Genomic DNA, 22,057 nt, shown 5'->3' with positions numbered 1-22,057 from the left:
CAGGCTGGGAAGGTTAGAGGTTCGTTGCGATGAAGAAATTGAAGTCGCTGTTTGAAAGTAACGCCGAATGGGCGCGTAAAATTGAAGCCGCGAATCCGGATTTCTTCCCGACCCTAGCAGCCCAGCAAGCGCCGCAGTACCTCTGGATCGGCTGTGCCGATAGTCGTGTTCCGGCAAATGAGATTGTCGATCTGATGCCCGGTGAACTTTTCGTTCACCGCAATGTATCGAATCTAGTTGTGCACTCAGACATGAACTGCTTGTCAGTGATTCAGTACGCTGTTGAAGTTCTGAAAGTAAAAGACATTATGGTCGTCGGGCATTATGGCTGTGGTGGTGTTGCCGCCTCTATGGAGGATGCGCGTCACGGTCTGATCGATAATTGGCTCTCTCATATTCGTGACGTTTACTACAATCACCGTAAGTTCTTGGGTCAGTGGGAAGCTAAGCCGCATCAGATCGATCGATTGTGTGAGCTGAACGTCGTCACTCAAGCGCTAAACGTGTGTAACACAACAACAGTGACCGACGCCTGGGCGCGAGGGCAGGAGCTAAACGTCCATGGCTGGATCTACGGCCTCGGTGATGGCCTGCTGCGGGATCTCGGTTTTACAGTTAGCAGTAAAGAGGATATCCGCTCGACATTTAATGATGCGGTTGAGTTGATTGAGACCAAGGGTGAACAGACAGAGGGGCACCGCTGCGACGCGACCTGCACCCACAGCTAAGATTTTCCAAGTGGAATTCTGAGGTAACGAGCGAAATAGCCCGACGGGCTATTTCGCGATCACCTTTGATGGGTGGGTCGCGCAATACGCTGTGCGTACTGCGCTCGTACTTTTCTAGGACCAACCGGTTTAGTTAGACCGCCTCTAGTGCCTGAGTCAGATCAGCGATCAGATCATCGATATGCTCGATACCGATCGACAAACGGACCATATCTTCAGTAACACCGGCAGAAGCTAGCTCTTCAGCGTTAAGCTGGCGGTGTGTCGTTTCGGCAGGGATAGACGCTAGCGACTTACAGTCGCCAATGTTCACCAGACGGGTAACGATCTCCAACGCATCGTAGAACTTACGGGTTGCTTCGCGGCCGCCCTTCACACCGAAACTGAGAATACCTGAGGCGTTACCCCCCATGTATTTCTGCGCCAGAGCATGATCCTGATGCGATGGCAGACCGGCATATTTAACCCAAGTAACCATATCGTGGCCCTCGAGGAACTCAGCGATCTTCTGTGTGTTGCTGCAAATACGTTCCATACGCAGTGGCAGCGTCTCGATGCCCTGAAGCAGCAGGAAGACGTTCATAGGTGAAATTGCCGCACCGGTGTTACGCAGTGGCACCACTCGACAACGACCGATAAATGCCGCCGGGCCAAAAGCCTCCGTGTATACCACTCCGTGGTAAGAGACGTCGGGCGTGTTCAGTAGTGGGAAGCGATCCTTATGCTCGGCCCATGGGAACTTACCTGAATCCACAATTACGCCACCAATTGAGTTGCCGTGGCCACCAATGTATTTGGTCGCCGCCGTAACGATGATATCCGCGCCCTGCTCAATCGGGCGCCAGAGCGCTGGGCTCGGTACGGTGTTGTCGACAATCAGTGGAATGCCGTGACGGTGCGCAACCTCGGCGAGTGCTTCAATGTCGGCAATGCGGCCCGAGGGGTTGCCCACAGACTCGCAGTAGAGCCCTTTAGTGTTTTCGTCAATCTTAGCTTCAATTGCTGCGATATCGTTACTTGGAACAAAACGTACTTCAATCCCTTGGCGTGGCAAGGTGTGTGCAAACAGGTTGTAGGTACCACCGTACAGATCGCTAGCAGAGATGATGTTGTCGCCTACCTCGGCAATCGTCTGGATCGCGTAGGTAATCGCTGCCATACCAGATGCCACTGCAAGGCCTGCAATGCCTCCCTCAAGGGCCGCAACACGTTGCTCAAGCACATCGGTCGTTGGGTTCATAATACGGGTGTAGATGTTACCGAGGACCTTCAGGTCAAACAGATCGGCACCGTGTTGGGCATCATCAAATGCGTAAGAGGTAGTCTGGTAGATCGGTACGGCTACGGACTTGGTAGTAGGGTCTGGTTGGTAGCCTGCATGCACCGCGAGGGTTTCGAGTTTCATGATAACTCCTTATTATTGATCTCTTTATTGTTGGTTGTTCTAGGGTGTTGTTCGATACTGCCCTGTGAAACAGCGCTCGTAAAGCTCGGAGATTCGATGGCTAAGACCAAACAGGCATATGTATGTAACGACTGCGGAGCCGACTTCACTAAGTGGCAGGGACAGTGCACAGCCTGTAAGGCTTGGAACACGCTAACTGAAGTTCGATTGGGAAGTGCTCCCGCGGGTGGTGCTCAGGCTGCCTTGCGTCGTTCGGGCTATGCAGGTGACGCCGCTAGCAAGGGTAAGGTGGTCAGCCTGAGTGAAGTTGCCCTCGCGGAGATGCCACGCATGGGCACAGGAATTGGCGAGCTTGACCGTGTGCTCGGCGGTGGTCTGGTTCCTGGATCCGCAGTGTTGATTGGCGGTCATCCGGGGGCCGGTAAGAGTACGCTGCTGCTGCAGACGATGGCCGAGTTGGTTCGTCAGATGCCAGCCCTGTATGTTACAGGCGAGGAGTCGTTGCAGCAGGTAGCCATGCGCGGTAAGCGCCTCGGTTTAGATGTTGGCGAGCTAAAGATGCTGTCGGAGACCAACGTAGAGACGATTTGTGATGTGGCGGACCAGCTCAAACCGAAGGTAATCGTTATCGACTCTATCCAGGTGATGCATGTTACTGATGTGCAATCAGCGCCCGGTTCAGTTGCACAGGTGCGCGAGAGTGCGGCCTACCTCACACGCTACGCTAAGCAGACAGGTACCGTCATATTCCTCGTAGGTCATGTCACCAAAGATGGTTCTCTGGCGGGGCCCAAGGTGCTTGAGCACATGATCGACTGTTCGCTGCAGCTTGAAGGCGAATCTGATAGCCGTTTTCGAACGCTTCGTAGCCACAAAAATCGTTTTGGTGCGGTCAATGAACTGGGCGTTTTCGCCATGGTCGAAGCGGGCCTTAAAGAGGTTAAAAATCCTAGCTCAATCTTCCTGTCGCGCGGTGAAGAGCCGCGCCCTGGCAGTGTCGTGATGGTGGTGTGGGAAGGCACCCGTCCAATGCTGGTTGAACTGCAGGCACTGGTAGATAGTTCGCATCACTCAAATCCCCGTCGGGTTGCTGTGGGTATGGATCAAAATCGTCTTGCGATGCTGTTGGCCGTACTCAACCGCCACGGCGGGCTGATGACCGGTGACCAGGATGTGTTTATCAATGTGGTCGGTGGTATCCGTGTGGTCGAGACCGGTGCCGATTTGGCGCTGCTGTTAGCCGTGGTATCAAGCTTTAGAGATAAGGCCTTGCCCGGCGATCTGATCGTGTTGGGTGAGGTCGGTCTCTCCGGCGAAATTCGCCCTGTGCCCAATGGTCAGGAGCGCATTCGAGAGGCGGCCAAGCATGGCTTTAAACGCGCGATCGTACCGAAAGCAAACAAGCCCAAGGATTCAATTCCTGGGCTTGAGGTTGTCGCGGTGGATCGTCTTACACAGGCGCTTGATGCTATTTAGAGTGCCACGAACACTGATCTAGTTCTGCACCAGCGCTTCTAGGTTGCGGTGGACCAACTCCTCCGAACCGAGATTGAGCTCTATCAGTCGACGCAGATGGGCGATGCTATCCAGGTCGAGTTTGTTGACCTCAAACCCGTAGCAGTTGTCGCGCACTGAGCGCAGGATAGATGGCATGCGAATCATCACCTCATTAGAGAGATAGAGGATCAGCTCTGCGTCCCCTCCTATCTCTAAGTCCAGTGCGGTTGGAGACTCGATTAAGGCACCTTTCAATGAGATGTCATGGAGTTCAACCACAGCGGGTGGCTGGCCAGTAATGTGCAGTTCACACTCTGCATCAAAAGCGACGCGATCAAAACGGCGATTAGAATTTTCCACAGACATAGCAGTACAACCTTTCAAGTGCCTCTTGTTAGGTTTAGCACAGCCTGGCCCTTTTTGCGTTTGAGCGCACAATAAAAAGGCCCCGAATTCGGGGCCCTCTTTTGGTAGCTCTCTTTCGCTTAGCTCATGCGGCGATACTTGATGCGCTCGGGCTGGTGATCCTTACCAAAGCGTTTCTTATAGTCCTCAGCGTACTCGGTGTAGTTGCCTTCAAAGAAGGTAACCTGCGAGTCACCCTCGTAGGCGATCATATGGGTACAGATTCGATCGAGGAACCAGCGATCGTGCGAGATAACAACTGCAGAACCGGGGAAGGCCAGAATCGCCTCCTCAAGTGCACGCAGGGTTTCGATATCGAGGTCGTTGGTTGGTTCGTCGAGCAACAGCACGTTGCCACCCTCTTTGAGCAACTTCGCCATATGCAGGCGGTTGCGCTCACCACCTGAAAGGTCTTTTACAAACTTCTGCTGGTCTGAACCTTTGAAGTTGAAGCGACCACAGTAAGCACGTGAAGGCGTGGTGTAGTTGCCGACAGTGATCATATCCGAACCATCAGAAATCTCTTCAAAGACGGTTTTGGTACCGTCGAGCTCACGTGACTGGTTCACATAGGCAAGCTGTACGGTTGAACCTAGGTCAACGCTGCCGGAATCTGGCTGCTCTTCACCGGCGATCATGCGGAACAGTGTCGATTTACCGGCACCGTTCGGACCGATGATGCCGACAATTGCGCCCGGCGGAATTGAGAAGTTAAGGTTTTCGAACAGCAGTTTGTCGCCATAGGCTTTGGTCACGTTGTTCAGTTCGATCACCTTGTCGCCCAGGCGCGGGCCAGGTGGAATGTAGATCTCTTGAGTTTCGTTGCGCGTCTGGAACTCTTTCGAATTCATCTCTTCAAACTGTTTCAGACGAGCTTTGGATTTAGACTGACGTCCTTTAGCGCCCTGACGTACCCACTCCAGTTCCGCTTTAATTGCTTTCTGTTGTGCAGCTTCCTGTTTGGCTTCTTGTGCAAGACGAGCATCTTTCTGCTCCAGCCAAGAGCTGTAGTTGCCCTCCCAAGGGATACCGTGGCCGCGGTCGAGTTCGAGAATCCAGCCAGCAGCATTGTCGAGGAAGTAGCGGTCGTGGGTAATAGCTACCACCGTACCCGGGTACTCCTGCAGGAAGCGCTCGATCCAAGCGATCGATTCGGCATCCAAGTGGTTGGTTGGCTCGTCGAGGAGCAGCATATCGGGCTTGTCGAGCAGTAGACGACAGAGCGCTACGCGGCGACGCTCACCACCAGAAAGGTGTTTGACCTCGGCATCCCAGGCGGGCAGACGCATGGCATCTGCAGCGCGCTCAAGTGCAGTATCTAGGTTGTGGCCATCTTTCGCTGTGATCAGGTTCTCCAGTTCAGCCTGGCGTTTAGCCAAAGCGTCAAAGTCTGCATCCTCTTCAGCGTAAGCGGCGTAAACCTGATCGAGTTCGGCCAGCGCGCCTTTGACGTCTGAAACAGCCTCTTCAATGACTTCACGAACGGTCTTGGTCTCATCCAGTTGTGGCTCCTGCGGTAGGTAACCCACATTGATGCCCGGCATCGGGCGCGCTTCGCCGATGTAGTCCTGATCGACGCCCGCCATAATGCGCAGCAGGGTTGATTTACCGGCGCCGTTGAGACCGAGTACACCGATCTTCGCACCTGGGAAGAAAGAGAGAGATATATCTTTAAGAATCTCACGTTTTGGCGGAACAACTTTGCCAACGCGATTCATTGAATAGACGAACTGAGCCATCAGACAACTCCTGAAACAAAATGTGCGCAGATATTAACACAGCATCGAGATTGCATGAGCAGATTTGGTATAACCGGTGATGCTAATTCAAGTGAATCAACTCTCTTTTTCGAATATAATGCGCCGCAAATTTCAGGACCTATCGGACATCTAGCGGTTTTGCCGCAGAAAACGTCCCCGGTCATACTTCATAGAGGACTGTCATGTTTACCAAAGATATGAACATCGCCAGCTACGACCCAGAACTCTGGGGCGCAATGCAGTCAGAATCACAGCGTCAGGAAGAGCACATCGAACTGATCGCATCAGAGAACTACACCAGTCCTCGCGTGATGGAAGCGCAGGGCTCAGTACTGACTAACAAGTACGCTGAAGGCTACCCACAGAAGCGTTACTACGGCGGTTGTGAATATGTCGATGTTGCCGAGCAGTTGGCGATCGATCGTGCGAAGGAGCTGTTTGGCGCTTCATACGCAAACGTCCAGCCGCACTCAGGTTCACAGGCAAACGCTGCAGTCTTCATGGCACTGTGTAAAGCGGGTGATACCATTCTGGGTATGAGCCTGGCGCACGGTGGTCACCTGACTCACGGTGCAGCGGTCTCTTTCTCAGGTCGTATCTACAACGCTTTCCAGTACGGTCTGGATGAGAACGGTGACCTCGATTACGCTGAAGTAGAGCGTCTGGCGCTTGAGCACAAGCCGAAGATGATTATCGCTGGCTTCTCTGCGTACTCACGTGTGGTTGATTGGGCGAAGTTCCGTGAAATCGCTGACAAAGTGGGCGCATTCCTGTTTGTTGATATGGCACATATTGCCGGTCTGGTTGCGGCAGGCGTCTACCCAAGCCCATTGCCGTACGCTGATGTTGTAACTACAACTACCCATAAAACTCTGGGCGGTCCACGTGGCGGTTTGATCCTCTCTGCTCGTGCGGATGAAGAGCTGCAGAAGAAACTGAACTTTGCGGTATTCCCTGAGTCTCAGGGTGGCCCACTAATGCACGTTATCGCGGCTAAAGCGGTCTGCTTCAAAGAGGCGATGGAGCCAGAGTGGAAGGCGTACCAGGCACAGGTTGTTAAAAATGCTCAGGCGATGGCTGAGGTGTTCCTGTCACGCGGCTTCGACGTTGTTTCAGGCGGTACAGATGACCACCTGTTCCTGCTCAGCCTGATCGGTAAAGAGTACAGCGGCAAGGATGCAGATGCGGCGCTAGGTCGTGCCAACATCACTGTTAACAAAAACTCTGTACCGAATGACCCACGCTCACCGTTCGTGACTTCAGGTCTGCGTATCGGTACGCCTGCAGTCACTCGTCGTGGTTTCAAAGAGGCAGAAGTTAAGGATCTGACTAACTGGATCTGTGATGTACTAGAAAACATCGACGACGAAGCCGTAATCGGTCGCGTAAAAGAGCAGGTTAAGGCGATCTGCGCGCAGTACCCTGTTTATAAGTAAGTACAAGTAAGACCTGAATCTGAGGTGGTTTGAGACTTAGCCCTCAACCCCTTAGAATACAGAGGGCAGCCGGTATTAGACCTGCTGCCCTTTTATTGTCATGGGTGACCGGTTTACCCAAAGGACACAGGTGCCGTGCGACGCAGGAGCAAGCGTGCGGCTATACGCTCTTTAGCCACCCGACACGAGGCATGTAATGCATTGTCCATTTTGCAGCGCATCAGATACCAAGGTGATTGACTCGCGATTGATCGCTGAGGGTCAGCAGGTACGCCGTCGTCGCGAGTGTGTCTCCTGTCATGAGCGGTTCACCACCTTCGAAGAAGCCGAGTTGTTGATGCCACGTGTTGTGAAGAATGACGGCACGCGTCAGCCCTTCGATGAAGCTAAATTGCGCGGCGGTATTACTCGCGCACTCGAGAAGCGCCCAGTCAGCGTTGAAGATATTGAGGCCTGTATCAACCGTGTTAAGCAGCGCCTGCGTGCAACCGGTGAGCGTGAGATCCCCTCAGTAATTGTCGGTGAAGCCACCATGGCTGAACTGCGCAAACTTGATCAGGTAGCCTATGTCCGCTTTGCCTCGGTCTACCGCGACTTCCAAGATATTCACGAGTTCCGCCTCGAGATTGAGCGCTTGTCTGAGGATGATGTGCCAGTCGAGTCTACAGTTGCCGCAAAACCTGCTCGACGCCGTAAACCAAAACCAGAAAAAGGGCCTGAGAGCCCAGACCTGTTTGCGGAAGAGCAGTAATGACCAATTTCTCAATTGAAGATCGCCAGTTTATGGCGCGGGCCATCCAGCTTGGCTGGAAGGGGCTCTACACCACTCACCCAAATCCACGCGTTGGTTGCGTGCTGGTGCGTGACGGCAAGATCATTGGTGAGGGTTACCACATCCGCGCCGGAGAGGGGCATGCTGAGGTGAACGCGCTTAAGCAGGCCGGCGATGCGCGCGGTGCAACGGCCTACGTTACACTAGAGCCCTGTAGCCACTTTGGCCGCACACCACCCTGTGCTCAAGGTTTGATCGACGCCGGTATCAGCCGAGTAGTGGCCGCGATGGTTGATCCCAATCCGGAGGTTGCTGGGCGCGGTCTGCAGATGCTGCGCGATGCTGGCATCGAAGCGGATAGTGGATTGTTAGAGGACCAGGCACGGGAGCTGAATCCCGGCTTCTTATCGCGGATGGAGCGTGGACGCCCATTTATACGTCTGAAGTTGGCGATGAGCGCTGACGGTCGAACGGCCATGGCTAGCGGCGAATCTAAGTGGATAACCGGCGCTCAGGCGCGGGCGAATGTACAACAGCTGCGAGCACGTAGCTCGGCGGTGCTTACTGGCGTAGGTTCCATTCTGCATGATGACTCGGCTTTGACTGTTCGCCTTGAGGAGTTGAGTGAGACGGTTCGCGCGCAGGTTGAACAACCCAAACCGCTTCGTGTGGTGTTGGATTCAAAACTACAGACACCGGCTCAAGCGCGCATTCGCAGTTCCGATGCTCCGACTCTGATCTGCCACGCACAAGCGCAGAACCCAACAAACAGTGAGACGCTAAGCTACCTGCAGGTGCCAACGGGTGCAAATGGCTTGGACCTTCATTGGCTAGTCGAGCAGCTGGCTAGCGAGTACAACGTCAACGAACTACTGGTTGAGACCGGGGCAAAGTTGGCCGGAGCCTTCGTTAAGGCGGGGCTGATTGATGAGCTCTGGGTTTACATGGCGCCCAAGCTGATGGGTAGCAGTGCTAGGCCGTTACTCGACTTACCGCTAGATGTTATGAGTGACTCAATTGAGTTAAAATTAATAGATATCCGCCAGTTCGGCGAAGATGTCCGCTTTATTTGGCAGCCAAACTGATGTTTACCGGAATTATTGAAGCTGTTGGTAAAATTGAGTCCGTTGCTCCTGTTGGCGGTGATCTGCGACTGCGTGTTGAGGTCGGCGCGCTGGATATGGGCGATGTTGCACTAGGTGACAGTATCGCGACTAACGGCGTCTGTCTGACTGTGGTCGACTGGGATTCATCAAGTTTTACAGCCGATGTCTCGCAGGAGACGCTGGCCTACAGCCGTTTAGCCGACTTAGCAGTTGGCGAAGCAGTGAACCTGGAGAAGGCGCTGCTGCCGACCACGCGCCTTGGCGGTCACCTCGTTTCCGGCCATGTCGACGGCGTTGGTGAGATCTATTCGCTAGAGCAGGATGCGCGCTCAATCCGAATTGGCGTGGCTGCGCCGAAAAGCCTTCACCGCTTTATCGCAGCTAAAGGGTCAATCACCGTTGATGGCGTAAGTCTTACAGTGAATGCGCTGAGCGCTCAGGGTTTTGAGTTAAATATTGTGCCGCATACGGCTGAGGGCACGATCATTCAGATGTACCAGATCGGACAGCAGGTACACCTGGAAGTGGATATGATCGCCCGTTATCTAGAGCGCTTGCTGAGCGCGGGTGCGGACGAGTATCAGAGTGAGAGCGGTGTAGAGCACCCCGGTTCGGGCGTCTCTATGGAACTGTTGGCGAGTGCGGGTTTTCTGCGCCGCTAAGCTTGGAGAAAGCATGCAACTGAACACCACTGAAGAGCTGGTAGAGGATATTCGCCAGGGCAAGATGGTCATCCTGATGGATGATGAGGATCGCGAGAATGAGGGCGATCTGGTCATCGCTGCTGAGATGGTTCGTCCTGAAGATATCAATTTCATGGCCAAACATGCTCGCGGTCTGATCTGTCTGACGCTGAGTCGCCAGCACTGTGAGCAGTTGCGTCTGCCACTGATGGTGCAAGCGAATGGTGCGGCCTACTCAACCAACTTCACCGTCTCAATTGAGGCAGCTGAAGGAGTGACAACCGGTATCTCCGCGGCGGACCGTGCACTCACAGTGCGCACAGCCGTTAAGCCCGATGCCAAGCCGAACGATATCGTACAGCCCGGTCATATCTTTCCGTTGATGGCACAGCCGGGTGGCGTATTGAGCCGGGCAGGTCATACCGAGGCGGGTGTTGATCTGGCACGCATGGCCGGTATGACAACTTCAGCCAGTGTGATCGTTGAGATTATGAATGATGACGGCACCATGGCACGTCGTCCTGAGCTTGAAGCCTTTGCCAAAGAGCATAGTTTGAAGATTGGCACCATCGCCGATCTTATCCACTACCGTACTACCAACGAAACTACCGTCGTTGCAACCGATGAGGGTGAGATGGACACCGACTATGGTAGTTTCAACTACCGCATCTATCGTGACGACATTCAGGGCTGCAATCACCTGGCGATGTATCAGGGTGAGCTCGATGCTGACACACCCACTATTGTGCGAGTTCATAACCGTACGGAGGTGCTTCGTGATGTGGTTGGTGTTGCCTCTGAAGATCCAAAGTGGACGCTGCGTCATGCGCTAGAGCGTATTGCACAAGAGGGCCAGGGCGTTGCATTGCTGCTCGACTCGGCGGGAAAAGTTGATCTGGGCGACGCGGTTCGTGCGCTGGATAACACCAAGCCGTCTAAAGTTAATGTCAGTGCTTCAGGCGCCTACCTGCAGGTGGGTACCGGATCTCAAATATTGCGTGATCTGGGTGTAGGCAAAATGCGCCTGCTCAGCTCACCGATGAAGTTTAATGCGATTTCAGGTTTCGATCTGGAGATCGTCGAATACATTCCTTTTGAAGAGTAAAAGAAGATGAGCCTAACTGTAGTTGAGGGCAACTTTGTTGCCGCAGAGGGTAAGTACACACTGGTTGTTGGTCGTTTCAACGAGTTTGTTGTCGAGAGCCTTGTTGAAGGTGCGGTTGATACCCTGAAACGTCACGGTGTGAGCGAAGAGAACATCCGTATTGTGCGCGTACCGGGTGCGTTTGAAGTACCTCTGGCGGTACAGCGTGTTGCGCAGCAGAAGCGTGATGACGCCATTATTGCGCTGGGTGCCGTGATTCGTGGTGGTACACCGCACTTTGAATTTGTCTCTAACGAGAGCTCGAAAGGTGTTGCGCAGGTATCCCTAGAGTACGGAGTTCCTGTTGCTAACGGCATTCTGACCGTGAATAGCATCGAGCAGGCGATTGAGCGTTCGGGCACTAAGATGGGTAATAAGGGTGCTGAAGCAGCGCTGTCGGCGATCGAGATGGTTAGCCTGCTGCGTCAGCTAGAGGTGTAAGATGAGCGACGAAAAAGCGCCTAAGAAGCGCGTCTCCAATACGGAGAAGCGCCGCAACGCGCGTAGCTACACGCTACAGGCGCTGTACCAGTGGCAACTTGCTGGCCAAGCTGCCAACGAGATCGAAGCGCAGTTCCGTGTTGATAACGATATGTCAGACACCGACGTGCCTCTTTTCTCTGAGTTGCTACACGGTGTTATCAGCAAGCGAACCGAGCTCGATAGCCAGTTCTCTGCTTACCTAGATCGCGCGTTGGATGATCTCGATCCGGTCGAACTCGCTGTATTGCGTATTGGTAGCTTCGAGCTAATTCACCGAATTGAGGTGCCCTATAAAGTGGCCATCAACGAGAGTGTTGAGCTGGCTAAGATTTTCGGTGCGACCGAAAGCCACAAATACGTCAACGGTGTACTGGATAAGCTGGCGCAGAAAGTGCGCACCTTGGAAATTAAGGCTGCTCGTCAGAAGTAATGCCCAGCGAGTTTGAGCTAATCGATCGTCACTTTGCATCAGTCGCTGCGCAGGCGGCTGATGTCGTATTGGGATTAGGTGACGATTGCGCGTTGGTGCAGCCGCCAGCATCCGATGAGCTGCTAGCAAACTCTACCGACACCCTCGTTGAGGGGGTTCATTTTCTTCCCGATATCGCTGCTGAGGATCTTGCTTGGCGCCTGGTTAGCGCGTCAGTCAGCGATCTTGCGGCAATGGGTGCACGCCCCCTCTGGTTCAGTCTGGCGATTACCCTGCCCGACGGTAATGACGCTTGGTTGGTAGCATTTAGCCGGGGTTTAAAGGCGGCACTTAAAGCCTACTCAATTACTCTGATTGGTGGTGATACAACGTCCGGAGCAACACGCGTGCTGACCGCGCATGTACAGGGGGCTGTGAAACCAGAGCAGGCGCTTAAGCGCAGCGGTGCGCAGGTGGGCGATCTGATCTTTGTCAGCGGTACGCTGGGTGATAGCCGTGCTGGACTTGAGCTGCTATCACATGCCGTTGATTCGGCGGACTATGAATTTTTGACGCAGCGTTTTTTGCGCCCGACTGCTCGCGTTGAGCTTGGTTGCGGTCTGACTCAGCTGGCGAGCGCGGCAATAGATATCTCTGACGGTCTCTTGGCTGATCTTTCACATATTTTGAAGGCCTCAGGTGTTGGTGCTCTGGTGCATTTGGAACAATTACCGTTGTCAGATTCTCTAGCGGCACTCTACTCTGAGGAACAGTCGCAAGAGTGGGCAGCCACGGGCGGTGAGGACTTTGAGCTCTGCTTTACGGCGCCTGCTGGTCGCAGGGATGAGATCCAATTACTGGCCAAAGAACTCGGCTTAGAGCTCACTTGCATCGGCGAGATTCGCTCGGGGAATGGACTGCAGGTACTGTCACAGGGAGAACCTTGGGCTGTGTCAGGTGCTAAAGGCTTTGACCATTTTGGAGAGGAAGAATCCCTATGAAACATGCACCTGCCAGTGTGTGGCGTAACCCAATTCATTTTCTCGCATTCGGATTGGGCAGCGGTGCTGTGCCTAAAGCGCCTGGAACCTTTGGCACACTCGCGGCAATCCCAATCTGGTACCTTTTTGCAGATCTTAGCGTGGATTATTACCTGCTACTGCTGGTTTTGAGCTTTGCGCTAGGGTGTTGGCTCTGCGGCAAAACCTCGGAAGATCTGGGGGTGCATGACCACGGCGGGATTGTTTGGGATGAGTTTGTTGGATTGTGGATTACCTACCTTGCACTGCCACAGGGCTGGGGTTGGGTGCTGATCGGATTCGTACTGTTTCGAGTGTTCGATATCCTCAAACCCTGGCCAATCGGCTGGGCTGACAAGCGTGTATCCGGCGGTTTGGGTATCATGTTGGATGATGTACTGGCCGGTATGATGGCGTTAGGTTGTGTGCAGGGGCTACACTATCTAATGCTGATCTAATAGATCTGAGTCGACAACACGGGCGTAAACCTCCAGTACACGCTCGTTTAGAGCGGCGATTAAAGGGCAACATCGGGTTGCCAAAGATGAGGTTTTAACAGTGAGTATCAACTTTGTAGCGGAATCGAAGTTACCCACCCCTTGGGGTGTGTTTCGCATGGTTGGTTTCGAAGACACCGACAACGGTAAAGAGCATGTGGCGCTGGTTTTCGGTGAAGTAGCGGGTGACACGCCGGTATTGGCACGCCTTCATTCTGAGTGTCTGACGGGTGACGCGCTTTTTAGTTTGCGCTGCGATTGCGGCTTTCAGTTGCAAGAGGCGCTCAAGCGTATAGCTGAAGAGGGTAGCGGCGTACTGCTTTACCTTCGTCAGGAGGGCCGTGGCATCGGTCTGCTGAACAAAATTCGTGCCTACAATTTGCAGGATGGCGGTTGCGATACCGTCGAAGCGAACGAGAAGCTCGGTTTTGCTGCTGACATGCGCGATTACTCAATGTGCCTACCGATGCTTCAGCATTTGGGCATTGAACGGGTAAATCTGATGACGAATAACCCTCGCAAGGTCGCAGCGCTTACGCGTTTCGATGTTGAGGTATCCGAGCGCGTACCACTTCAGGTCGGAAAGAACCGCTACAACGAACACTATCTTGAGACCAAGATGGGTAAGCTGGGTCATATGATGACTGAAGTACACTTCAAGGCGGCTGAAGAGTCGACTGGCCACTGATCACAAGGCGTAACTTTTGCGCGATGCAAAGCCCAGTTGAGCGATCACTGGGCTTTTTTGTTGTTGCCGTTAAGATTCTCTCAATGCGACTTTGATGCTCTCAACCAACGAGTCAGCATCCAGTCCAGCCATCTCAAGTTGTTCGGTGCGACTGCCATGAGCGAGCCACTCGTCAGGAACACCCAAACAAAGAACGTTCGCCTTGCTATTCAGTTGAGCCACAAAACCAGATACCTGAGCGCCTATACCGCTGATGATTGCATGGTCTTCGATGCAGACCAGCAGCTCATGTTCTGTCGCTAGTTGCTCAACTAGTTCTCGATCTAAAGGCTTAGCAAAACGCATATCAGCCAAACTGGCATCGAGGGTCTTAGCGGTTTCAGTTGCCTGCTCAAGCAGAGCCCCAAAATTGAGTATTGCGACGCGCTCGCCCTGACGGACTAAGCGGCCTCGGCCTAACTCATAGGTGGCTGTGTCAGTTGATTCAACGGCAGCCCCTCCCCGCGGATAACGTACTGCGGCCGGTCCGCGATGGTTTAAACCAAACTCTAAAGCGCGCTGTTGCTCTTGGGCTGTTGCAGGCGTCATCACTACCATATTGGGTAGAGGGAGTAGCATCGATAGATCAAACAGACCGCCGTGACTGGCGCCGTCTTCACCGACCAAACCTGCGCGGTCAATAGCTATCAGTACATCTAGATTCTGTAGAGCAATGTCATGCACCACTTGGTCGTAGGCGCGCTGAAGGAAGGTTGAGTAGATGGCTACCACCGGTTTCATCCCGCTGCAGGCGAAGCCAGCTGCTAGAGTAGCAGCATGCTGTTCGGCAATCGCCACATCGAAGTAGCGTTTAGGGAACAACTCTGAAAACTTGATCAGATCCGAGCCTTCACGCATCGCTGGAGTAATCGCGACGATACGATCATTGAGTTGTGCCTGCCCAACTAACCAATCACCAAAGTAGTTACTGAAACTTTTCTGCGATGGTGGCTGATCTTTAGGGGCGATCTTGGCGATAGCGTGGTATCGCACAGGATCTCGTTCGGCGGGATCAAAGCCACGTCCTTTTTGAGTACGCAGGTGCAGGAACTGAGGTCCTGGGGTGTTGAGGCACTCCTCTACTGCTAACAGCACTCCCTTCAGATCGTGGCCGTCAATGGGGCCGTGATATCTGAAGTTTAGAGACTCAAACAGTGTCACTGCACTGGAGTCCTGTTTTAGCTGGTCACCCGCGAGATAGGTCGCTAGCCCACCCGTGTTGGGTGAGATGGACATCGCATTGTCGTTTAAGATGACCAACAGATTAGCACGCTCATGGGCGGCATGATTCAGGGCTTCAAACGCCATGCCTGCAGTCAATGCGCCGTCGCCAATCACAGCAACGCAGTGCTGCTCTTTGCCCTGTAGCCGTGCTGCGAGAGCCATACCGAGTGCTGCGCTGATTGATGTGCTTGAGTGGCCGGTACCAAAACTATCGAAGGGGCTCTCATCGCGACTGGGGAAGGCGGCAAGCCCGTCTTTCTGGCGCATACTGAGCATGGCATCGCGCCTGCCGGTCAAAATCTTGTGCGGGTAACTTTGATGACCCACATCCCAAATGAGTTGATCCTGCGGCAGTTTGAGCACTCTTAATAGTGCGATCGTAAGCTCAACCACACCTAAACCCGCGCCTAGGTGTCCGCCGGTCTGCCCTACGGTATAGAGCATAAAACTGCGTACTTCAGCAGCAAGTTGCTCAAGCTCACTAAAATTCAGAGGCCCGAGGTCAGCCGGTGAATTAATCCGGTTTAGAAGCGGGGTCAGTGGGCGTTGATCAGGGAGCTGTGAGGCCATTAGTGGTCACGTTCAATTACATACTGCGCCAGAGCAACCAAAGCCTGACTGCGAGAGCCAAAGGGTTCAAGAGCGGTTACGGCCTGTTGCTGCAGGTCGATCAACCAAGCGCGACACTGCTCTGCACCGACCAGTGCAGGATAAGTTGGTTTATTGCGTGCTTGGTCTGAGCCTTGGGGCTTGCCAAGTGTTGCCGTATCGCCTTCGATATCCAGAAGGTCATCCTTGATCTGGAAGGCGAGACCCAGTGCAGTTCCATATTGGCGCAGCGCGGCCATCTCGGCGTCGGTTGCCTCGGCGCTGAGAGCTCCGAGCTCCAGAGAGACATTGATCAGAGCGCCAGTTTTAGCGCTGTGCATCGCTTTGAGCTGGTCCAAAGTGAGTTGCTTACCCACTGAGTTCAGGTCGAAGGCCTGACCGTCCACCATACCCAGATCACCCGCTGCACGCGCTAACGCTTGAACCATCTGCAGTTGTATTTGAGCAGTACCGATGTTGTCGGGTTGGCTCAACAGCTCGAAGGACCAAGTGAGCAGAGCATCGCCGGCGAGAATGGCCGTCGCTTCATCAAAAGCGATATGACAGGTAGGTTTTCCGCGGCGCAGCTCGTCATCATCCATTGCCGGAAGGTCGTCATGAACTAGCGAGTAGCTATGTATCGCTTCAATCGCACAAGCGGCCGAGTCGGCTTGGTCGAGCGAGCCACGGCAAAACCTTGCAGCGAGGTAGACCAGTGCCGGGCGCATACGTTTTCCGCCATTGAGAAGGCTATAACGCATCGCCTCCTGCAGGCGAGGCTCTAAGCCAGTACGTTCGCTGAGACGACGCTCTAGTTGAGACTCAACGCGTGCGCGGTAGCTAGGTAAGAGTTCTGTGAGCATTAGCTGTCGCCGGAGACTCCTTCGCGGTTGAGCGGCCGCTCTTCGATGGCGCCGCGGTTCTCTACCAGAACTTTTACCTTCTGCTCAGCCTGATCGAGTATGGCCTGGCAATCACGTGTCAGGCCTATACCCTCCTCGAAGGCTTTCAGAGCGTCTTCGATTGGCATATCGCCCTGTTCCATCTGTGAGACAAGCGCTTCTAGGCGCTTGAGCGAGGTCTCAAAGTCGGGCGTTTGTTCAGTATCAGCCATAGTCAAACCACTCATTCTTTAGGTTGCTGAACTTATTGATCTAGTTCAGAAAATTGTCTTCAGAACTGTAAATCGATGCCGATACAGAAGAAGTGGGCAAAGAGGCCTGAAGTTTTCAACTATTATACATTTACCGACAACGAATTCGGCAGGGATTTGTTGCTGCTGTTTTAGGTAGCTCGCGAACGTGCACAGGGTCATCGCGAGAGCTAATGGAGTTTTCTTTGGATATAGCAACGCTAGTTGGTCTATTAGGCGGCCTCGGCATCGTCATCATGGCGATGGTGCTGGGGGGCGATGTGGGAATCTTCGTCAATGTGCCATCGATTCTGATCGTAATTGGCGGCAGTCTGTTTGTGGTACTCATTAAATTTACCCTCGTGCAGTTCTTGAATGCGGGTAAGGTTGCTGCAAAGGCCTTCATGTTTAAGTCGGTATCGCCTGAAGAGATCATCGCCGAGACAGTAGAGCTGGCCGACGCGGCGCGTAAAGGCGGTCTTCTATCGCTTGAGGATAAAGAGGTTTCGACCCCATTTATGATGCGCGGTATTCAGCTTCTCGTAGATGGTCATGACCCTGATGTTGTGCGTACTTTGCTGAACAAAGAGGCGGCCCTGACCGTTGAGCGCCACGAGCAGGGCTCAATGGCGTTTAAGGCGTTAGGCGATGTGGGTCCCGCTATGGGGATGATCGGTACGCTGGTGGGACTGGTGCAGATGCTCTCAAATATGTCCGACCCGAAAGCGATAGGACCCGCGATGGCGGTAGCACTTCTGACCACCCTCTACGGTGCGATGTTGGCGACGGTTATTGCGCTGCCAATTGCCGACAAACTCAATAATCGCGCGTCTGAAGAGGCCCTCAATCGCGCCCTGATTATAGACGGCCTGCTAGCGATTCAGGCAGGGCAGAACCCGCGTGTGATTGAGCAGATGTTGCGTAACTATCTGCCAGAGAAAAAGCGTGTAAGCGCGGAGTAGCTCCATGAGCGACGAGGACTGCAACTGCCCTAAATGCCCCCCTCCCGGATTGCCGGCGTGGATGGCGACCTTCTCCGATTTGATGGCACTGTTGATGTGCTTCTTTGTGTTGCTGCTCTCTTTCTCTGAGATGGATGTCCTTAAGTTCAAGCAGCTAGCCGGTTCGATGCGTGAAGCTTTTGGTGTGCAAGCGCAGATTAAGTCACCCGATATTCCAAAAGGGACATCGATTATCGCCCAAGAATTTAGTCCGGGCCGTCCTGAACCGACACCGATTAATGAAGTACGCCAGTTCACGGTAAATAACGACATGAACACGCTGGATGTTCGTACCAATGAAGGTCAAAGCCTCAAGGAGATGACTCAGCAAGGTTTAGAGGAGGCCCTCAGAGAGCAGCGGCGTGAAGCCGAGATGGAGGCGGTACAGTTTGCTCAGGCGCTAGCCAAAGAGATTGGCGAGGGGGCTATAGAGATAGAGACTGAGGGCTCCAAGATTATCATTCGTGTTAAAGAGCGCGGTTCGTTCGACTCCGGATCCTCGCAACTGAAGTTTGAGTACATTCCCGTGATCGAGAAAATCCGCGATCTGCTGCTAGGAATTAGTGGCAGTATTTCGGTCGAGGGACATTCAGACAATATCCCGTACTCCGGAACAGCATTCGAATCCAACTGGGACCTCTCTGCCGCGCGGGCTTTAGCGGTCGCCCATGAACTCTTTGCCGACACCCGCGTTGATCCGGGACGGTTCACGGTGTCAGGAAAAGCTGATACCAAACCCCTGGTGCCCAATATATCGCCGGAGAACCGTTCGACTAATCGACGTGTAGAGATAGTGATTCAGAAGGGTGAGGACCAGGAGTCGCTGGAGCGCGTGCAGGCAACAGAGCCAGGTGAGGCTCCTGTAGGTCTGTCGCCGGACGAAATTTTCTGATTCTGCTGTTTGTAAAGCACAAAAAAACCGGCAGCATAATGCGGCCGGTTTTTTGCGATTGGAAGCGCTTACTTAGAGTTATCCAGAATGTACTGGATTGCTGCAGTCAGCTCGCCATCAGTACAGTCCATACAGGTGCCCATTGGAGGCATCGCACCCTTGCCTTTTTTAGCGGACGCAAGTACTGCTTCCATGCCGGGCTTCATACGCTCAGCCCAAGCTGCTGCGTCACCTGTTTTGGGTGCGCCAGCTATACCGCTCATGTGGCACGCCAGACATTTGGTGTTGTATACGGTCGCGCCATCGCGCTCAGCCATAGCGGCTGCCGGCATCAACATAGCTGCAGCAGCCAAGCCCATCAGAGCTTTTTTCATTATTCGTATCCTCGATGTAGTTATGAGTGCTTGGTCAGCAAAGATGCCAAGCCGACCAATATTTGTAGTTTAGGCATAACTATTACGGGGAGTCCAGCCTTACAGTTCAGAGTGGCGTACACCCTTAGCCGTACCTGCTGAAGAGAGTCGCATTGCATAGCGGGCTTGCGAAGAGAGGGTTACAGGATCATCTGAACGGCCCAGATTGCGTTCGAGCAGGCGGATCAGTTCACTGTGAATGCTGGGATCGGTATGGGCCAGTTCAAGTATTGTTGCGGCAGTGGCCCCTTGCGCGTGGAGGGCTTTAATCTTTGTCATCTTCATTTCCTCTGGTTGTACCCAGTAGTTAACTGGGAAATGATGACAGAAGTGTGACAGCAGAAGGAATTTAAAAGCGAATCGCGCTTTCGCAGAGTAGACGATTTAGCCGCTGGACGTTACGCGCCATATCTCGCGCCAAATTTAGCGTTAGGATGCCGAAGTCCTGTGGATGATTTGCTTGGAGCTGTGCGTAAAGATCACAACTCACCTCGAGAACAATGCTCGGTTCAGTCGCCTCGACGCGACCACCGTGGGGTTGCAGTGAGATCATCGCAACGTACCCGATCTCCTCGCCAAAGCCGATGCTGCGGGTGTGCAGTTCGGTTTCCCCCTGAATTCTGATGAAGCGCAGTTCGCCACTGCAAACCACAAAGAAACGGTTGGCGACATCGCCAGAGTGGTAGAGTTGATCACCGGGATTGAGTTGCCAGATCTGGCCGTGATCGAGGAGGTAGTTGATACCGTCGGCGGACATCGCGCCGAAAAGTGAGCCTTGCTGAAGTTGTTCAGCAACAATAAGAACTGATGATCCCTCTCGGGCTAGCGCATTCATTGTCGACTCATATTGGGTGTAACACTTTACGTTTTACACCCACTTCTCTGAAAATTCCAGCAAATTAACGGAAGTTCGATTCATACTGCCGTTACGTTAGCTGTTTTTGATCAGATCTGCTGCTGCAGTTAGGCCCAGCTTATAAGTGGTGAGTCCGAAGCCGGAGATCTGGCCATTTACAACATGGGAGAAGACCGACTTGTGGCGCCATTCTTCACGGGCATGTACGTTGGACATGTGACACTCCACGATAGGTCCTTTATCTTTAAAGATGGCAAAAGCATCGGCAAGGCCATAGCTGTAGTGTGTCCAGGCTCCAGCGTTGGCTACGATCGCATCGATATCACCAAGAAACGCTTGATGAATTTTGCGGGCAAACTCACCCTCGATATCGGTCTGGTAGCACTCCAGTTCACAACCTAGTTCTTTTGCCCATTCTGTCGCGGCGGTTTCGATGTCCTGCAAAGTAAAGGTGCCGTAGTGTTTTGGGTCACGTTTACCAAACATCGCGTGGTTGATGCCGTGCATCAGAAGAATTTTGGCCATTTGGGGCTCCAAGGATCTAAGTTTCTAACTGCGCCTAGTCTGAAACATTAGCCGGCACAGCGCCAGTCTTTTGCAGCGATTGACAGCGTCTGGAGTGGGGCGTAGCGTTGGCGCTTTCACGCCTGATTTGAGTACAGTTTATGAGTGCCGCAGCACGCCCCGTTCTACTTCTGACACTCTGTTATGTCGCCTTCATCTTTCTCGGTCTCCCAGATGCCTTGCTGAGTATCGCTTGGCCCACCATGAGCCGTGAGTTTAGTTGGTCGATTGAGTCGCTTGGTACGCTGTTGATAGGGGGCACACTCGGTTACACCAGTTCGTCGTTTATGGCTGGCTCTGCGATGGATCGCTTTGGCATCGCTGGGTTGCTAATAGGTAGCGCTATTCTCACCTCGATTAGCTTAATTCTGTTTGTGGTAACGCCCTACGGTTGGACTCTGCCCCTCTGTGCGTTTGTTGCTGGCCTCGGCGGAGGTGGTATCGACGCGGGCCTCAATGCCTATGTTGATGAACACTACTCCGAGCGGATAATGCAGTGGCTGCATGCAAGCTTCGGAATCGGTGTTACGGTAGGCCCATTGATTATGACGGCTTCGCTTGTTCACCTTGGGCTCTGGCGTCCCGGCTACATCTTTGTGTTGATTCTTGTGCTGTTAATGCTGGTTGCATTTGTTCACTTCCGCGGCCTCTGGGAATCCCCTCAACATAAAAAGCCAGAGCATGAGCGCACTGTGGGCCCGACTCTGGGCGCGACACTGAAACAGCCCGGTACCTGGTTTGGTACGCTCTCTTTCTTCTTCTATGTCGGCGCAGAGATGGGGGCCGGGCTCTGGGCATTTACATTGCTTACTGAAGGTAGGGGTGTTGATACCGTTCAAGCCGGTTTTTGGGTCAGCATCTACTGGGGGTCATTTACCGTTGGGCGGGTGGTTGCAGGTGTATTTGCCGGGCGTTTCAGTGCTAAGCAGCTGACATTTGCAGGTGTTGTGCTGAGTTTGGTCGGCGCTGTACTTTTCGCTCTGGGCATCCCCGGACCGGGTGGCACTTACGCCCTCGCTATTCTTGGTTTTGCTTACGCACCGATCTTCCCGGCCCTGATCAGTACCACTGATCGTAGGGTTGAGAAGAAATATGTTAGCCGCGTTGTTGGGATGCAGGTGGCATTTGCTGGATTGGGTATGCTGGTGCTGCCACCCTTGGCAGGCGTTATCGCTGCCCAGACAAGCTTCGAATCTATTCCGCTGTTTATTTTAGCACTGACATTGATGTTGGCTGTTGTGGCGCTGCTGGCACTGCGTCTCAAGGTCGCTAGTCCGACAACACCTGATGCAGCTGGCCAGCCGTGATAAAATGGC

General features: G+C 53.5%; 25 protein-coding genes. 15 read left to right on the top strand and 10 right to left on the bottom strand.

Annotated features, from left to right (window positions below; all coding sequences use genetic code 11):
* Window positions 1-29 precede the first annotated feature (29 nt).
* A complete protein-coding gene (gene can, locus AC1WNR_RS14645; RefSeq protein ID WP_481645230.1) occupies window positions 30-728 on the top strand; it encodes a carbonate dehydratase in 699 nt (232 codons plus the stop codon).
* A gap of 133 nt (window positions 729-861) precedes the next feature.
* On the opposite strand, the gene AC1WNR_RS14640 is transcribed toward can, so the two are convergent.
* On the bottom strand, window positions 862-2,133 hold the full coding sequence (locus AC1WNR_RS14640) for an O-acetylhomoserine aminocarboxypropyltransferase/cysteine synthase family protein (RefSeq protein ID WP_481645229.1): 1,272 nt from the start codon (window positions 2,131-2,133) through the stop codon (window positions 862-864).
* A 96-nt stretch (window positions 2,134-2,229) separates the two neighbouring features.
* Here AC1WNR_RS14640 and radA point away from each other — a divergent pair, with 96 nt between their 5' ends.
* A complete protein-coding gene (radA, locus tag AC1WNR_RS14635; RefSeq protein ID WP_481645228.1) occupies window positions 2,230-3,609 on the top strand; it encodes a DNA repair protein RadA in 1,380 nt (459 codons plus the stop codon).
* Between the two features lie 18 nt (window positions 3,610-3,627).
* On the opposite strand, the gene AC1WNR_RS14630 is transcribed toward radA, so the two are convergent.
* Both AC1WNR_RS14630 and ettA read right to left on the bottom strand, forming a co-directional pair.
* Entirely contained in the window at window positions 3,628-3,996 is a 369-nt protein-coding gene (locus AC1WNR_RS14630; protein ID WP_481645227.1) for a PilZ domain-containing protein, read from the bottom strand.
* A gap of 119 nt (window positions 3,997-4,115) precedes the next feature.
* Window positions 4,116-5,774, bottom strand: a complete 1,659-nt coding sequence (gene ettA, locus AC1WNR_RS14625; RefSeq protein ID WP_481645226.1) for an energy-dependent translational throttle protein EttA — start codon at window positions 5,772-5,774, stop codon at window positions 4,116-4,118.
* Between the two features lie 203 nt (window positions 5,775-5,977).
* Between ettA and glyA the strand changes: the two genes are divergently transcribed.
* The 10 genes from glyA to ribA all read left to right on the top strand — a co-directional run bounded on the left by glyA (window position 5,978) and on the right by ribA (window position 14,032).
* A complete protein-coding gene (glyA, locus tag AC1WNR_RS14620) occupies window positions 5,978-7,231 on the top strand; it encodes a serine hydroxymethyltransferase (RefSeq protein ID WP_481645225.1) in 1,254 nt (417 codons plus the stop codon).
* A 196-nt stretch (window positions 7,232-7,427) separates the two neighbouring features.
* Window positions 7,428-7,982, top strand: a complete 555-nt coding sequence (gene nrdR, locus AC1WNR_RS14615) for a transcriptional regulator NrdR (RefSeq protein WP_481645224.1) — start codon at window positions 7,428-7,430, stop codon at window positions 7,980-7,982.
* Complete coding sequence (ribD, locus tag AC1WNR_RS14610) at window positions 7,982-9,088, top strand: bifunctional diaminohydroxyphosphoribosylaminopyrimidine deaminase/5-amino-6-(5-phosphoribosylamino)uracil reductase RibD (RefSeq protein WP_481645223.1); 1,107 nt, start codon at window positions 7,982-7,984, stop codon at window positions 9,086-9,088. Before nrdR ends, ribD begins: the two co-directional genes overlap by 1 nt.
* The gene (locus AC1WNR_RS14605) at window positions 9,088-9,771 is read left to right on the top strand and encodes a riboflavin synthase (RefSeq protein WP_481645222.1); all 684 of its coding nucleotides are present in this window, start codon (window positions 9,088-9,090) and stop codon (window positions 9,769-9,771) included. The genes ribD and AC1WNR_RS14605 overlap by 1 nt, the downstream gene beginning before the upstream one ends.
* A 13-nt stretch (window positions 9,772-9,784) precedes the next feature.
* Window positions 9,785-10,897, top strand: a complete 1,113-nt coding sequence (gene ribBA, locus AC1WNR_RS14600; protein ID WP_481645221.1) for a bifunctional 3,4-dihydroxy-2-butanone-4-phosphate synthase/GTP cyclohydrolase II — start codon at window positions 9,785-9,787, stop codon at window positions 10,895-10,897.
* Window positions 10,898-10,903: 6 nt separating this feature from the next.
* A complete protein-coding gene (gene ribH / locus AC1WNR_RS14595; protein WP_481645220.1) occupies window positions 10,904-11,377 on the top strand; it encodes a 6,7-dimethyl-8-ribityllumazine synthase in 474 nt (157 codons plus the stop codon).
* Window position 11,378: 1 nt separating this feature from the next.
* Window positions 11,379-11,849 (top strand): transcription antitermination factor NusB, encoded by a 471-nt coding sequence (nusB, locus tag AC1WNR_RS14590; protein ID WP_481645219.1) that lies wholly within the window; start codon window positions 11,379-11,381, stop codon window positions 11,847-11,849.
* Window positions 11,849-12,829, top strand: coding sequence for a thiamine-phosphate kinase (thiL, locus tag AC1WNR_RS14585; protein WP_481645218.1), 981 nt, complete (start codon window positions 11,849-11,851; stop codon window positions 12,827-12,829). The genes nusB and thiL overlap by 1 nt, the downstream gene beginning before the upstream one ends.
* Window positions 12,826-13,305: a phosphatidylglycerophosphatase A family protein gene (locus AC1WNR_RS14580; protein ID WP_481645217.1), complete on the top strand. Its 480-nt coding sequence runs from the start codon at window positions 12,826-12,828 to the stop codon at window positions 13,303-13,305. The genes thiL and AC1WNR_RS14580 overlap by 4 nt, the downstream gene beginning before the upstream one ends.
* A gap of 100 nt (window positions 13,306-13,405) precedes the next feature.
* On the top strand, window positions 13,406-14,032 hold the full coding sequence (gene ribA / locus AC1WNR_RS14575; RefSeq protein WP_481645216.1) for a GTP cyclohydrolase II: 627 nt from the start codon (window positions 13,406-13,408) through the stop codon (window positions 14,030-14,032).
* A gap of 69 nt (window positions 14,033-14,101) precedes the next feature.
* On the opposite strand, the gene AC1WNR_RS14570 is transcribed toward ribA, so the two are convergent.
* Genes AC1WNR_RS14570 through AC1WNR_RS14560 form a run of 3 tightly spaced genes read right to left on the bottom strand, consistent with a single transcriptional unit; the run spans window position 14,102 to window position 16,997 of the window.
* A complete protein-coding gene (locus AC1WNR_RS14570; RefSeq protein ID WP_481645215.1) occupies window positions 14,102-15,865 on the bottom strand; it encodes a 1-deoxy-D-xylulose-5-phosphate synthase in 1,764 nt (587 codons plus the stop codon).
* Window positions 15,865-16,746, bottom strand: coding sequence for a polyprenyl synthetase family protein (locus AC1WNR_RS14565; RefSeq protein WP_481645214.1), 882 nt, complete (start codon window positions 16,744-16,746; stop codon window positions 15,865-15,867). The genes AC1WNR_RS14570 and AC1WNR_RS14565 overlap by 1 nt, the downstream gene beginning before the upstream one ends.
* On the bottom strand, window positions 16,746-16,997 hold the full coding sequence (locus tag AC1WNR_RS14560) for an exodeoxyribonuclease VII small subunit (RefSeq protein ID WP_481645213.1): 252 nt from the start codon (window positions 16,995-16,997) through the stop codon (window positions 16,746-16,748). The genes AC1WNR_RS14565 and AC1WNR_RS14560 overlap by 1 nt, the downstream gene beginning before the upstream one ends.
* Before the next feature lie 224 nt (window positions 16,998-17,221).
* Here AC1WNR_RS14560 and pomA point away from each other — a divergent pair, with 224 nt between their 5' ends.
* On the top strand, window positions 17,222-17,977 hold the full coding sequence (gene pomA / locus AC1WNR_RS14555) for a flagellar motor protein PomA (RefSeq protein ID WP_481645212.1): 756 nt from the start codon (window positions 17,222-17,224) through the stop codon (window positions 17,975-17,977).
* A 4-nt stretch (window positions 17,978-17,981) separates the two neighbouring features.
* On the top strand, window positions 17,982-18,908 hold the full coding sequence (locus tag AC1WNR_RS14550; protein WP_481645211.1) for a flagellar motor protein MotB: 927 nt from the start codon (window positions 17,982-17,984) through the stop codon (window positions 18,906-18,908).
* A 68-nt stretch (window positions 18,909-18,976) separates the two neighbouring features.
* Here AC1WNR_RS14550 and AC1WNR_RS14545 read toward each other — a convergent pair whose 3' ends face one another.
* The 4 genes from AC1WNR_RS14545 to AC1WNR_RS14530 all read right to left on the bottom strand — a co-directional run bounded on the left by AC1WNR_RS14545 (window position 18,977) and on the right by AC1WNR_RS14530 (window position 20,702).
* Window positions 18,977-19,282 carry a c-type cytochrome gene (locus tag AC1WNR_RS14545; RefSeq protein ID WP_481645210.1) on the bottom strand — a complete coding sequence of 102 codons (306 nt, stop codon included), beginning with the start codon at window positions 19,280-19,282 and terminating at the stop codon, window positions 18,977-18,979.
* Between the two features lie 99 nt (window positions 19,283-19,381).
* Window positions 19,382-19,600 carry a hypothetical protein gene (locus AC1WNR_RS14540; protein WP_481645209.1) on the bottom strand — a complete coding sequence of 73 codons (219 nt, stop codon included), beginning with the start codon at window positions 19,598-19,600 and terminating at the stop codon, window positions 19,382-19,384.
* A 70-nt stretch (window positions 19,601-19,670) separates the two neighbouring features.
* Entirely contained in the window at window positions 19,671-20,156 is a 486-nt protein-coding gene (locus AC1WNR_RS14535; RefSeq protein WP_481645208.1) for a Crp/Fnr family transcriptional regulator, read from the bottom strand.
* Window positions 20,157-20,252: 96 nt separating this feature from the next.
* Complete coding sequence (locus tag AC1WNR_RS14530) at window positions 20,253-20,702, bottom strand: type II 3-dehydroquinate dehydratase (RefSeq protein ID WP_481645207.1); 450 nt, start codon at window positions 20,700-20,702, stop codon at window positions 20,253-20,255.
* A 140-nt stretch (window positions 20,703-20,842) separates the two neighbouring features.
* Here AC1WNR_RS14530 and AC1WNR_RS14525 point away from each other — a divergent pair, with 140 nt between their 5' ends.
* On the top strand, window positions 20,843-22,048 hold the full coding sequence (locus tag AC1WNR_RS14525; protein ID WP_481645206.1) for an MFS transporter: 1,206 nt from the start codon (window positions 20,843-20,845) through the stop codon (window positions 22,046-22,048).
* Window positions 22,049-22,057 lie beyond the last annotated feature (9 nt).

The sequence above is a fragment of the Marinobacterium marisflavi genome (genome assembly GCF_982447095.1).
The sequence above is the reverse complement of the archived record's forward strand: the minus strand, read 5'-3'. Positions and strand labels throughout refer to the sequence as shown.

Bases quoted from the DNA above. Each gene is read 5' to 3' on its own strand.
- can (WP_481645230.1), top strand. From the start codon at position 30: ATGAAGAAATTGAAGTCGCTGTTTGAAAGTAACGCCGAATGGGCGCGT.
- AC1WNR_RS14640 (WP_481645229.1), bottom strand. From the start codon at position 2,133: ATGAAACTCGAAACCCTCGCGGTGCATGCAGGCTACCAACCAGACCCT.
- radA (WP_481645228.1), top strand. From the start codon at position 2,230: ATGGCTAAGACCAAACAGGCATATGTATGTAACGACTGCGGAGCCGAC.
- AC1WNR_RS14630 (WP_481645227.1), bottom strand. From the start codon at position 3,996: ATGTCTGTGGAAAATTCTAATCGCCGTTTTGATCGCGTCGCTTTTGAT.
- ettA (WP_481645226.1), bottom strand. From the start codon at position 5,774: ATGGCTCAGTTCGTCTATTCAATGAATCGCGTTGGCAAAGTTGTTCCG.
- glyA (WP_481645225.1), top strand. From the start codon at position 5,978: ATGTTTACCAAAGATATGAACATCGCCAGCTACGACCCAGAACTCTGG.
- nrdR (WP_481645224.1), top strand. From the start codon at position 7,428: ATGCATTGTCCATTTTGCAGCGCATCAGATACCAAGGTGATTGACTCG.
- ribD (WP_481645223.1), top strand. From the start codon at position 7,982: ATGACCAATTTCTCAATTGAAGATCGCCAGTTTATGGCGCGGGCCATC.
- AC1WNR_RS14605 (WP_481645222.1), top strand. From the start codon at position 9,088: ATGTTTACCGGAATTATTGAAGCTGTTGGTAAAATTGAGTCCGTTGCT.
- ribBA (WP_481645221.1), top strand. From the start codon at position 9,785: ATGCAACTGAACACCACTGAAGAGCTGGTAGAGGATATTCGCCAGGGC.
- ribH (WP_481645220.1), top strand. From the start codon at position 10,904: ATGAGCCTAACTGTAGTTGAGGGCAACTTTGTTGCCGCAGAGGGTAAG.
- nusB (WP_481645219.1), top strand. From the start codon at position 11,379: ATGAGCGACGAAAAAGCGCCTAAGAAGCGCGTCTCCAATACGGAGAAG.
- thiL (WP_481645218.1), top strand. From the start codon at position 11,849: ATGCCCAGCGAGTTTGAGCTAATCGATCGTCACTTTGCATCAGTCGCT.
- AC1WNR_RS14580 (WP_481645217.1), top strand. From the start codon at position 12,826: ATGAAACATGCACCTGCCAGTGTGTGGCGTAACCCAATTCATTTTCTC.
- AC1WNR_RS14570 (WP_481645215.1), bottom strand. From the start codon at position 15,865: ATGGCCTCACAGCTCCCTGATCAACGCCCACTGACCCCGCTTCTAAAC.
- AC1WNR_RS14565 (WP_481645214.1), bottom strand. From the start codon at position 16,746: ATGCTCACAGAACTCTTACCTAGCTACCGCGCACGCGTTGAGTCTCAA.
- AC1WNR_RS14560 (WP_481645213.1), bottom strand. From the start codon at position 16,997: ATGGCTGATACTGAACAAACGCCCGACTTTGAGACCTCGCTCAAGCGC.
- AC1WNR_RS14550 (WP_481645211.1), top strand. From the start codon at position 17,982: ATGAGCGACGAGGACTGCAACTGCCCTAAATGCCCCCCTCCCGGATTG.
- AC1WNR_RS14545 (WP_481645210.1), bottom strand. From the start codon at position 19,282: ATGAAAAAAGCTCTGATGGGCTTGGCTGCTGCAGCTATGTTGATGCCG.
- AC1WNR_RS14540 (WP_481645209.1), bottom strand. From the start codon at position 19,600: ATGACAAAGATTAAAGCCCTCCACGCGCAAGGGGCCACTGCCGCAACA.
- AC1WNR_RS14535 (WP_481645208.1), bottom strand. From the start codon at position 20,156: ATGAATGCGCTAGCCCGAGAGGGATCATCAGTTCTTATTGTTGCTGAA.
- AC1WNR_RS14530 (WP_481645207.1), bottom strand. From the start codon at position 20,702: ATGGCCAAAATTCTTCTGATGCACGGCATCAACCACGCGATGTTTGGT.
- AC1WNR_RS14525 (WP_481645206.1), top strand. From the start codon at position 20,843: ATGAGTGCCGCAGCACGCCCCGTTCTACTTCTGACACTCTGTTATGTC.